This window comes from Rhodoferax sp., from assembly GCF_028688795.1.
GTDB lineage: Bacteria > Pseudomonadota > Gammaproteobacteria > Burkholderiales > Burkholderiaceae_C > Rhodoferax.
In genome coordinates this window covers 1-11,273 of the sequence record NZ_JAQTXM010000055.1, presented here as the reverse complement: position 1 = coordinate 11,273, position 11,273 = coordinate 1, and the positions used below count along the sequence as shown (strand labels likewise).

General features: G+C 58.9%; 9 protein-coding genes and 1 pseudogene. 5 read left to right on the top strand and 5 right to left on the bottom strand.

From position 1 onward, the window contains the following. The 3 genes and pseudogenes from PHQ58_RS22150 to PHQ58_RS22140 form a co-directional block, all read right to left on the bottom strand. Positions 1 to 142, bottom strand: a pseudogene (locus PHQ58_RS22150) (electron transfer flavoprotein subunit beta/FixA family protein); the annotation flags it as partial. A 216-nt stretch (positions 143 to 358) separates the two neighbouring features. Then, the gene (locus tag PHQ58_RS22145) at positions 359 to 1,648 is read right to left on the bottom strand and encodes a mechanosensitive ion channel domain-containing protein (protein WP_300115774.1); all 1,290 of its coding nucleotides are present in this window, start codon (positions 1,646 to 1,648) and stop codon (positions 359 to 361) included. Beyond that, entirely contained in the window at positions 1,641 to 2,594 is a 954-nt protein-coding gene (locus PHQ58_RS22140; RefSeq protein ID WP_300115772.1) for a histone deacetylase family protein, read from the bottom strand. The genes PHQ58_RS22145 and PHQ58_RS22140 overlap by 8 nt, the downstream gene beginning before the upstream one ends. A 42-nt stretch (positions 2,595 to 2,636) precedes the next feature. Between PHQ58_RS22140 and PHQ58_RS22135 the strand changes: the two genes are divergently transcribed. The 4 genes from PHQ58_RS22135 to mltB all read left to right on the top strand — a co-directional run bounded on the left by PHQ58_RS22135 (position 2,637) and on the right by mltB (position 7,740). After that, entirely contained in the window at positions 2,637 to 3,557 is a 921-nt protein-coding gene (locus PHQ58_RS22135; RefSeq protein WP_300115770.1) for a MoxR family ATPase, read from the top strand. Continuing rightward, complete coding sequence (locus tag PHQ58_RS22130; protein ID WP_300115768.1) at positions 3,554 to 4,507, top strand: DUF58 domain-containing protein; 954 nt, start codon at positions 3,554 to 3,556, stop codon at positions 4,505 to 4,507. Before PHQ58_RS22135 ends, PHQ58_RS22130 begins: the two co-directional genes overlap by 4 nt. 45 nt (positions 4,508 to 4,552) lie before the next feature. Beyond that, positions 4,553 to 6,637: a DUF3488 and transglutaminase-like domain-containing protein gene (locus tag PHQ58_RS22125; protein WP_300115767.1), complete on the top strand. Its 2,085-nt coding sequence runs from the start codon at positions 4,553 to 4,555 to the stop codon at positions 6,635 to 6,637. A gap of 173 nt (positions 6,638 to 6,810) precedes the next feature. Beyond that, positions 6,811 to 7,740, top strand: coding sequence for a lytic murein transglycosylase B (gene mltB, locus PHQ58_RS22120; protein ID WP_300115776.1), 930 nt, complete (start codon positions 6,811 to 6,813; stop codon positions 7,738 to 7,740). Positions 7,741 to 7,770: 30 nt separating this feature from the next. Here mltB and PHQ58_RS22115 read toward each other — a convergent pair whose 3' ends face one another. Both PHQ58_RS22115 and PHQ58_RS22110 read right to left on the bottom strand, forming a co-directional pair. Further along, positions 7,771 to 8,184 carry a type II toxin-antitoxin system VapC family toxin gene (locus PHQ58_RS22115; protein ID WP_300115766.1) on the bottom strand — a complete coding sequence of 138 codons (414 nt, stop codon included), beginning with the start codon at positions 8,182 to 8,184 and terminating at the stop codon, positions 7,771 to 7,773. Positions 8,185 to 8,194: 10 nt separating this feature from the next. Then, positions 8,195 to 8,455 carry a prevent-host-death protein gene (locus PHQ58_RS22110; RefSeq protein WP_300115764.1) on the bottom strand — a complete coding sequence of 87 codons (261 nt, stop codon included), beginning with the start codon at positions 8,453 to 8,455 and terminating at the stop codon, positions 8,195 to 8,197. Positions 8,456 to 8,679: 224 nt separating this feature from the next. Here PHQ58_RS22110 and PHQ58_RS22100 point away from each other — a divergent pair, with 224 nt between their 5' ends. Beyond that, on the top strand, positions 8,680 to 11,175 hold the full coding sequence (locus PHQ58_RS22100; RefSeq protein WP_367187362.1) for a DNA methyltransferase: 2,496 nt from the start codon (positions 8,680 to 8,682) through the stop codon (positions 11,173 to 11,175). The last annotated feature ends 98 nt before the right edge of the window (positions 11,176 to 11,273 follow it).

Below are 11,273 nucleotides of genomic sequence, written 5' to 3'. Positions count from 1 at the left end.
GTACGGCTTCTTCGATGGCGATTTCGTCAAATGGGTTCATGCTCATTTTGACGTTGGCGGTGTCTACAGCCGTGTTGTCCGACTTGACGCGGACCTTCACGTTGTAGTCCACCACGCGTTTGACTGCTACCAGGACTTTCATGACTTTATCTTTCCAAACAGTTAAAAAATAAGCAACTCATGCACCGTGTTCACGTCAAACTGATTGACGTGCACGTCAACTCAAACATTCTATGCGTCAGCAGACGCCGACTTGGTCGTCAGAACGACATTTTGAGAAAATAGGATAAAAGAACGACCGTGCTTTTATTATAGACATGAACCATCCAGGCATCCAGGCAGATCGCTTCGTGTTGCCTTATTGTTGGGGTGCAGCCGGGGGCGCAACAAGACGTTGATGAACCACCCGCTGTGGATAAGGAATTTCAATCTGGTGCTCGCGCAGCATGCGCAAGATATCCAGATTGATCAAGGAGCGCAGGTTGTCGCTGCCGTTTTCGGGGTCACCAATCCAGTAGCCCAGCCTGAACTCCAGCCCATCTGCGCCAAACGCGAGCAGCACCACGGACGGCGCCGGGTCCACCAGCACCCGGGTTTGCGCCGTCGCGGCCATCAGCAGCAGGCGTGAGACCAAGTCTACGTCGCTGTCATAACCCACCGACACATTGGTAAATTGCCACACCTTGGGGTCGGCCAATGACAGGTTTTCAACCCGGTTGGTGATCAGCATTTCGTTGGGCACGATGGATTCGCGCCCGGAAAGTGAACGAATCACGGTGTAGCGCGCGTTGATTTCGGTGATGACACCGCTGAAATTGTCCACCGTCACGCTGTCGCCAATGCGCATGCTGCGCTCGGCCAAAATGACAAAGCCGCTAACGTAATTGGCGGCGAGCTTTTGCAAGCCAAAGCCAATGCCAACACCAATTGCCCCCCCCAACACCGACAACGCGGTCAGGTCAATGCCCACCGCGGACAGCGCCAGCAGCAAGCCGACAAACATCAGCAGCGCCCGCGCCGCATTGCTGAAAGCCTTGCGCAAGCTCAGTTCGCCGCCGGTGGCTTTGCGCAGCAGCTTGGCTTCGATCGCCGAAGAAATCCACAAACTGATGATCAGCACCAAGCCGGCGGTGAGTGTGCCCTCGATGATTTTCCGCACCGACAAGGTCGCGCCACCCACTTTCCAGCTGATCTGATCGAGTTCTTCCATCACCAGGGGCAGCAAGCCGCTGACCCACAACACCATGGCCAGCCAGGCAATCCATGAAATGCTGCGCTCAAGCAAGCGTACCGCCGGGCTGGCACCAAAAGCCGCCTGCAACACCTTGACACCAAGTCGGATCACAAGCAACGAAATCAGCACCGGAATAGCTAGCTTGAAAAGGGCCAAATGAACGCTGTGCGCCAGCAATTGGCGCGCTGCATAGGCAAAACACAGCAGCAGGGCAGGAAACAGCACGCCGTCCACAACGCGCCGCCCAAACATGATGCTGTTGAAATCGCGCTCAACAAATGCCCGGGACACCAGGCGCGCCAGCAGCCAGGCGAGCAACCCGCACGCCAGCAACACCGCTAACTCCATCAACACGCTGGTTTGGCTCAGCGCCGTAAGCCAGCTCTGCAGGTCGGCAAACGCGGGTTCAGACATCCGCCAGAACCCGGATATGCGCCTCCACACTGCGCCCCAGTGGGCTCATCACGTAGCCACCTTCCAGGCAACTCACAATGCGCCCCTTGGCATGGTGGCGTGCCACATCCATGATGCGGCTGGTGATCCAAGCGTAGTCTTGCTCGACCAAGCCGAGCTGGCCCATGTCGTCTTCACGGTGGGCATCAAAACCGGCACTGATGAAGATCATTTCGGGCTTGAATTCTTCCAGGCGTGGCATCCAGGCGGCCTCGATCATCTCGCGGATGTCCATGCCCTTGGTGTAGGCCGGTACCGGCAAATTGACCAGGTTTTTGGCGTCTGAATGCGCCCAGTCCATCGGGTAAAACGGGTGCTGGTAAAAGCTCACCATCAAGATGCGATCGTCACCCTTGACGATGTCTTCGGTGCCGTTGCCGTGGTGCACGTCAAAGTCAACAATGGCGACACGTTTGAGGTTGTGGCGCTCCAAGGCGTACTTGGCAGCAATTGCAACGTTGTTGAAAAAACAAAAGCCACCGGCCTGGTTGTGGCAAGCATGGTGACCGGGCGGGCGAATGGCGCAAAACGCGTTGGGCATTTCACCAGCCATCACGGCATCGGTGGCATCAATGGCGGCCCCGGCGGCGTTCAGCGCGGCCTCCCAGGTGAACATGTTGATGCTGGTGTCAGGGTCAATCTGCAGGGTGTCTGCGCCACCGGCTTCGATTTGTTCTTTCAGCTCGGCATTCAGGCCGCGAATGGCTGCCACGTACATGCGGTCATGCGCCAGCTCAATGTCTGACACCGCTGCGGCAGTGGCAGTGCGGTGCTCCAGCGCAATATCGAGGCCAGAGGCCATCAGGCGGTCGTCAATGGCATCCAGCCGCTCAGGGCACTCGGGGTGGCCCGGGCTCATTTCATGTTTGCGGCAGCTGGGGTGAGTAAAGTATCCGGTCATCGTCATACGCAGCGATCTCCTCTTAATTTATTTTGGTAAGGTTAGCCCATGAACATACAAGAAAAGCTTACAGCACTCGTTGATCAGCTTAACACGGTGATCGTGGGCAAATTTGACCAAACACAAGACTGTGTGGCTTGTCTGCTGGCGGGCGGCCACCTCTTGATTGAAGACGTGCCGGGTGTCGGAAAAACCACTTTGGCACACGCTCTGGCGCGCACGTTTGGGTTGCAGTTTTCACGCGTGCAGTTCACCGCCGACCTGATGCCCAGCGACCTCTCGGGCGTGTCGGTGTATGAGCGCGGGCAAGAAAAATTTGTCTTTCACCCCGGCCCTTTGTTCGCCCAGGTGCTGCTGGCCGACGAGATCAACCGCGCCAGCCCCAAAACACAAAGTGCGCTGCTGGAGGCGATGGAAGAAAAACAGGTCACCATCGAAGGCGAAACCCGCCCCCTGCCCTCGCCCTTTTTTGTCATTGCCACGCAAAACCCGCATGACCAGCTCGGCACCTATTTGCTGCCTGAGTCGCAGCTGGACCGGTTTTTGATGCGCATATCGCTCGGCTACCCGGACCGCGTTGCGGAGCGCCAATTGCTGGCAGGCAGTGACCGTCGCGAGCTGGTGAATGCCTTGCCCAGCTTGCTCAGTGCAGAAGAATTGCAAACACTGCAACAGCTCGTGCTGACCGTGCATGCCTCTGACGCCCTGCTCGACTACATGCAAGACCTGATGGCGGCCACCCGTTCTGGTCAATGGTTTGTGCAGGGCCTGAGCCCGCGCGCAGGCATTGCCGTGCTGCGCGCAGCAAAAGCCCGGGCCTTGCTCAATGGCCGCAATTTTGTGGCGCCAGACGATGTGCGCGGCATCTTGCCGCAAACCATTGCGCACCGGCTGGTTCCTACGGGTGACGCGGGCCGTGGCGCGGTGGCGCAGGTCAATGCCATGCTGGACGCGGTGCCGCTGCCTTGAACCCCTTGCGTTTTCTGAAAGCCCGCATTCAAACATGGTGGCTGTCACGCCTGCCGTTCGCTGACCACATCACCCTGAACCAGCACAACGTCTACATTTTGCCGACACGGGCCGGGCTGATGCTGGCAGTAACGCTGCTGGTGCTGCTGGTGGCCTCTATCAACTACCAACTCAACTTAGGCTACCTGCTGACCTTTTTGCTGGCGGGGTGCGCGCTGGTGGCGATGCATGTGGCACACGCCACGCTGCGTGGACTCACTATGCATTTAATAGTGCCTGACGCTTGTTATACGGGGGCTACAGCCCAGTTTTTTATAAATTTGCAAAACGACCGGAAACGTCCGCGCTACGGCGTGTCGATAGCCGTGCAAGGCCTGGGGCACTGGGTGGACACCGATGTGGCGGCCCAATCCGGCACCAGCGTGCAACTCGCGTTCACGCCACCCAGACGCGGGCTGCACCGCCTGCCCACGCTCACGGCGCGCACGCTGTTCCCGCTGGGCACGTTTCGGGTCTGGGCACTGTGGCGTCCAGCTGCGCAAGTCATGGTTTACCCGGCGCCTGAAACGCACCCGCCGCCGCTTCCTGCCAGCAGCGCGCAGAGCGGCAAGCGCTCCATCCCGGGCGTACAACAGGCCGGCGAACCCGATGGCCTGCGCCCTTACCGCCGTGGCGACGCTTTGAAAGCCATCGTCTGGAAAAAAGCGGCCAAGACCGGTGAGCTGGTCAGCCGCGACCAGACGGCGCTTCAAGCGCTTCAGCTGTGGCTTGAGCCGCCACTCACCCAATTGAATCCGCTGGAGGCGCAGCTCAGCCGCCTGTGTGCCTGGGTGCTGATGGCAGAAAAACAGGGCCTGCGTTACGGCCTGCGCCTCGCCGGCCAGGAGATCGCCCCGGCCAACGGCGCGGCGCACCAGCAACGCTGCCTGCAGGCGCTGGCCTTGGCATGACAGCCCATTGGGACATGTCCGTTCATTCACGTTAGCGCCTGCTGCATGAAAACTCAAACCCTGAACACGCTGAAAAACCTGCCGCGCGACACCCGCGACACATTGTTCATGCTGGCGGTCATCACCTGGGTGGTGTTGCCCCTGGCCAACGAGGTACCTCTGTGGTGCAGCCTGATGTGCGCGGCGGTCATTCTTTGGCGTGGCGCACTGGCCTGGCGCGCGCAGCCGCTGCCCTCCACCGCCTGGCGTGTTGGGTTGTTGGCGTTGGCCGTGGCGGCCACGCTGCTGAGTTACCGCACCTTGCTCGGTCGTGACGCGGGTGTGACCCTGGTGGTGGTCTTGCTGGCCTTGAAAACGCTGGAGCTGCGCGCCCGACGCGACGCCTTTGTGGTGTTTTTCCTGAGCTTCTTTTTAATGCTGACGCAGTTTTTTTACTCACAGTCTTTGCTTACGGCCTTTGCCATGCTGCTGGCGCTGTGGGGGCTGCTGACCGCGCTGGTCAACGCCCACATGCCCGTTGGCAAACCGCCTCTGTGGCAAGCCGGGCGCATTGCCGGGCAAATGACACTGCTGGGTGCGCCCATCATGCTGGTGTTATTCATGCTGTTTCCTCGGTTGGCACCTTTGTGGGGGCTGCCCGGCGACGCCATGACCGGGCGCAGTGGTCTGTCTGCCAGCATGACCGTGGGCAACATTGCCAGCCTGGCGCTGGACGGCAGCATCGCCATGCGGGTGCGCTTTGACGGGGCCACACCCGCCACGGCGCAGATGTACTTTCGTGGCCCAGTGCTCAACAACTTTGACGGTCAGCGCTGGACCGCCACGCCCTGGTTGGACCAGCCCTCGAGCGTGGTGATGCCGCAACTTGTCGTGGCGGGCAATCCCGTCAATTACCAAATTACGTTAGAGCCCAACCAGCAGCCCTGGCTGTTGACGCTGGACGCCACGCCAAAAGCGCCGCAGGTGCCCAACGGCACGCCGCGCATGACACCCGATCTGCAATGGGTGCTGACCCGTCCCGTGACCGAGCTGCTACGTTATGAGGTGCAGAGTTTTACCAACTACCAAGCCGGTGTTGAACTAGCGCGCCCAGCGCTGTTGCCCAGCCTGTCCCTGCCCCTCAGCTTCAACCCGCGCACCCAAGCCTGGGCACAAGAGCTCAGACAAAACAACCCCGACCCCGCCGCCCGGGTTGACGCCGTGCTAACCCACCTGCGCAGCGGTGGTTATAGCTACACGCTGGAGCCCGGCCTGTACGGCCGCCACAGCGCCGACGAGTTCTGGTTTGACCGCAAACTGGGGTTTTGTGAGCACATTGCCGCCGCCTTTGTCATCGTCATGCGCGCCAGCGGCATCCCGGCCCGCGTCGTCACCGGCTACCAGGGCGGCGAGCGCAATGCACTGGATGGTTTTTGGACCGTGCGCCAAAGTGATGCCCACGCCTGGGCCGAAGTCTGGCTGGCCGGCCAAGGCTGGGTGCGGGTTGACCCCACGGCAGCCGTGGCGCCCGGGCGCGTCGGCACACTGGCGCGCCTGCAAACCCCGCGCGGTGCCGTGGCCAGCGCCCTGCTGGGCACGGTCAGCCCCGAGTTGGCGCTGAATTTGCGCGCCGCCTGGGACTCCGTCAACAACCGCTGGAACCAATGGGTGCTGAACTACACCCAAACCCGCCAGCTTGACCTGCTCAAACGCCTCGGGTTTGAGTCGCCGAGCTGGGAAGACCTGATCTATGTGATGTGCGGCTTGATGGTGCTGGCCAGTTTGGCGGGTGCCGCCTGGAGCGCCTGGGAGCACCAGCAGCAAGACCCCTGGTTGCGCCTGCTGGCACGGGCCCGAAAAGCCTTTGCGCAAGCCAGCATGACCGTGCCACCGCAAAGCACACCCCGTCAGTTGATTCAGGTGTTAAAGCAACAACCCGACGCGCGCCGGCAGCGCCCTGCCGTGCAAGCCTGGCTGTTGCGGCTAGAGGCTGTGCGCTACGCTGCTGACACACCCAACACATCGGCCGCAAAAGCACCACGCCATGGGCAAATTCAGTCCCAAAATGCCCAGAGCCGCGCCAGTTTCAGACGACAAATCGCTACACTGACCCGCGAACTTAAAAGCCTTTTGCCCCTGCGCACCTCATGAACCTGCCGTTATCCCCCTTCTCCAAACCCCTTCTGATAGCTATTATTACAATAGCTATCTGCACAGTATCCACGGGGGCTAAAGCCTCAAATCATCATAAAAAGAAAAAGCTGGCAAGCACCCGCGTTAGCGCCCCGGTGCCCGGCCCCAGCTACGGCCAGCGGGCTGACGCCATGTTGGCGGCCGACGACATCGCCGCGCGGCGCAACCTTGACCCAGCCTGGGTACGCCAGATCATTTCAGAGGCGCGCTACGTGCCCTTCATCGCCAAAGCCGTCACCCCGCCACCGTTGGGTGTGGCCAAAAACTGGCAGCTGTATCGCAGCCGCTTTGTTGAACCCATGCGCATCCGCGCTGGTGTGGCGTTTTGGCAAGTCCACCGCGACACCCTCAAACGCGCTGAAGCCGAGACCGGCGTGCCAGCCGAGATCATCGTCGGCATCATCGGCGTCGAAACCATTTACGGCCAGCAAACCGGTAACCAACGCGTGCTCGACGCACTGGCCACACTAACCTTTGACTTTCCCGCCAGCCACCCGCGCGCCGCCGAGCGTGCGGTCTATTTCAAAGGCGAGCTGGAGCAGTTTTTAAGCCTGACACAACGAACCGGGCACGACCCGCTGGCAGTTCTTGGCAGCTACGCCGGCGCCATGGGTTTGCCGCAGTTCATGCCATCAAGCTGGGCCAAATACGCGGTGGATTTCGACGGCGACGGCACGGTAGATTTATTTGGTAGCCCGGCCGATGCCATTGGCTCGGTCGCCAATTATTTCAAAGCTTTTGGCTGGCAGCCCGACCTGGCCACGCATTTTTCGGTGGCATTTGACGCCCAAAAGCTCGACATGGCCACGCTGATGGCCCCGGACATTTTGCCCACCTTCACGGCAACCAGCTTTCAGGCCAAAGGCGCGGTGCTCAGTGGTGAAGCCCTCAAACACACCGGCAACCTGGCCTTGATCGAATTACAAATGGGCGATGCGCCACCCATTTATGTGGCCGGCACCGACAACTTCTACACCATCACCCGCTACAACTGGAGCAGCTACTACGCCATGGCCGTGATTGAACTGGGGCAGGCGGTGGCAGCTGCGGTCAAAAAATAGGCGACTTGGTTTTTGCGAGCTATTTGCCCGTCAGCCAAGCCAAGGATTGACGAGCGCAACACCAGTTTGGTCGAAGTCAGCCACGTTGCGCGTCACCACAGTAAATCCGTGCTCAATAGCAGTGGCTGCGATCATGGCATCACGCTCAGAGCGCGGGTCGGGAATGTGCAAGGACGCACACACGGGCGCGGTGTTCTCGGTAAATGACAATATCCGCCCGGCGAACGCGGTACGCACACCATCCAGCCAACGGCGTAACGCGCTGCCCTGTGGCGGCAATCGACGCTCAAGCGCCTGCACACCCATTTCCAGCTCAAGCAAGGTGATTGCTGACAAATAGAGCTGACTGGCCGGTTGCGCCGCAGCCCAGGCCCGCACCTCTGGCGACTGGTTGGGCTTGCCGTGGCGCAACTCAGAAATAACGTTGGTGTCAAGAACAAACATGTGCCGGCGTTCAGGTCAACGCCGCGCTGCGGCTGGTGAAATTCAAACGCGGTGGCTCAAAGTCGATGCCGTCACCACCGTCGATACCGTCCATGAGCTCCAGCAAGCTCGGCTCACTGTGTCCCATCATGCGGTAGTAGTCTTCAATCTTGATGAGCGCAAACGCGGGCCGCCCCCGATCTGTGATGAACACCGGCCCATTCACCGCCGCGCGTTTGGCGGCTGACACATCGCGGGTGAAATCGCGGCTTGAAAAAGTATGCACGGTCATGATCGGCTCCAGCAAAGCAAACAATGCTTGTATGTTATGACAAGCGTCACATCATAACAAGTGCAACAACGCAAGCCCCCTATCATCAGGCCCTGCGCCCACCCAACGGATCACTATCTATCACCATGCCTCTTTCCTGGAACGAAATCAAATCCCGCGCCCTCACCTTCAGCCGCACCTAGGCTGATGCTGCCAATGAAGACAGCCAGGGCAAGCCGTTCTGGATCGACTTCTTCGAGATCTTTGGCATCACAAACAAACGCGTTGCCACGTTTGAGCATGCCGTCAAAAAGCTGCCCGGCGCGCAAGCCAGAACCGACGGGTTTGTCGATCTGTTCTGGCCCGGCATGTTGCTGGTGGAACAAAAGTCACGCGGTAAAAATCTGGACGCAGCGCTGACGCAGGCGCTGTCGTACTTTCCCGGCATCACTGAGCGCGATCTGCCGCAGATCGTCATCGTCTGTGACTTTGCGCGTTTTAGGGTGCACCGGCTTGCCAGTGGCGAAACCATTGAGTTCGCCCTGAAAGACCTGCACAAACACATCAAGCTGTTTGGTTTTGTGGCGGGCTACAAGGTGCTGGAGATCAAGCCGCAAGACCCGGTGAACATCAAGGCCGCTTCGGCGCTTGGCAAGTTACACGACGCGCTCAAGGCCAGTGGCTACACCGAGCACCCACTGGAAGTGCTGCTGGTGCGCCTGCTGTTTTGCCTGTTTGCCGATGACACCGGCATTTTTCAACCCGCGCAATCGTTTCGCACCTTCATTGAAGAGCGCACCGCCACCGACGCCACCGACCTGGGCTCGCGCCTGGGGCAACTGTTCCAGATTCTGAACACGGCGGAAGACAAGCGCAGCCCAGCGCTGGACGAGCAAGTAGCAGCGTTCCCGTATGTGAACGGCAAGTTGTTTGAAGAACCCTTGCCCATGGCCGACTTCACCACCGCCATGCGCGAAGCGCTGCTCGATGCCTGTGCGCTGGACTGGTCAGCCATTAGCCCCGCCATTTTTGGCAGCCTGTTTCAGAGCATCATGAACGTCGCCGCCCGGCGCAATCTGGGCGCGCATTACACGTCTGAAGAGAACATCCTCAAGCTCATCAAGCCATTGTTTCTGGATGAGTTGTGGGCCGAATTTGCCAAGGTCAAAAGCAACAAGAACCGGCTGTTTGAGTTTCACAAAAAGCTGCGCACCCTCACCTTTTTTGACCCGGCCTGTGGTTGTGGCAACTTTCTGGTGATCAGTTACCGCGAGCTGCGTGAGCTTGAATTGGCCGTGCTGCGCGCCAGCATCACCGACGGGCAGATGGGGCTGGACATTCATGGGTTGATCGGCATCAACGTGGACCAGTTTTATGGCATCGAGATTGAGGAGTTTCCGGCGCAGATTGCCCAGGTGGCGCTGTGGCTGATGGATCACCAGATGAACCTGCGGGTGAGTGAGGAGTTTGGCCTGTACTTTGCCCGCATTCCGCTGCGTACCTCGCCGCATATTGTTCATAAAAATGCGCTGCAGGTGGATTGGAATGAGGTGCTGCCTGCTGAGCGCTGCAGTTTTGTGCTGGGAAATCCGCCGTTTTTGGGGAAAACTTATCAATCCAAGGATCAAAAGGCTGACCTTGCGCTGATCATGAATGAAATCAGCGGCTCGGGCGATCTGGACTTTGTCGCGGCTTGGTATGTGAAGGCGGCGCATTACCTGAGGGGTGATCCTCCGGCGCGGGCGGCAGAGGCAAATGGGGGTCAGATCCCAATTTTGGGCACAACTGGAGGCAAAAACTTCAACACCAACCCAGCCCGCTGCGCCTTCGTCTCCACCAACAGCATCACGCAAGGTGAACAGGTCGGTGTGTTATGGGGCTGGCTGCTGGTGCAGGGCGTGCACATCCACTTTGCCCACCGCACGTTCAGCTGGAGCAACGAGGCTTCCGGCAAAGCCGCCGTGCATTGCGTGATCATTGGTTTTGGCCTGCAAGACTTGCCGGACAAGGTGATTTTTGAGTATGACGACATTAAGGGTGAGCCGCATGCCATTCAAGTTGCCAACATCAACCCCTATCTGGTAGACGCGCCAAACGTGGCGCTTACAAAGAGACGAACGCCAATTGCAGCAGTCGCCGATTTGGTGAACGGAAGTAAGCCAACAGACGGTGGCCATCTGCTTTTCTCTGACGAAGAAATGCACGCATTCGTAAAACTCGAACCAGCATCGGCAAAATGGATACGTCCATTTGCAGGCGCTGATGAATTCATCAACGGCATTCAGCGCTGGTGCCTATGGCTTGTGGACTGCCCTCCCGGCGAACTGCGGCAATTACCAGAAGTCATGCGACGCGTTCAAGCGGTCAAATCAATGCGCATAGCCAGCTCGGATGCACAAACCCGCCTGGATGCATCAACACCTGCACTTTTTCAAAAAATTCGCCAACCTCAAAGCGACTATTTACTGATACCCAGCGTGTCATCAGAGCGGCGAACTTACGTACCCATTGGCTTTATCAGCACAGAAGTCATCGTCAGCAACCTCGTTTACAGCTTGTCAGATGCAACTTCATTCCACTTCGGAATCTTGTCCAGCGCCATGCACAACGCGTGGATGCGCTACACCTGCGGCCGCCTGAAAAGCGACTACCGCTACTCCAACAGCATCGTCTACAACAACTTCCCCTGGCCCGAGTTTCCTGAAGACTTTAGTAACTACTCAGCTCCCAATGGAGATTAATTTGAGTTCGCTATGAAATAGTGAGCGAGAATTGGTTTTGATGCCAACCCTGCCCGACCTCACCGAACTCAGCCATGCACAAAAGGATGAGCTGATCA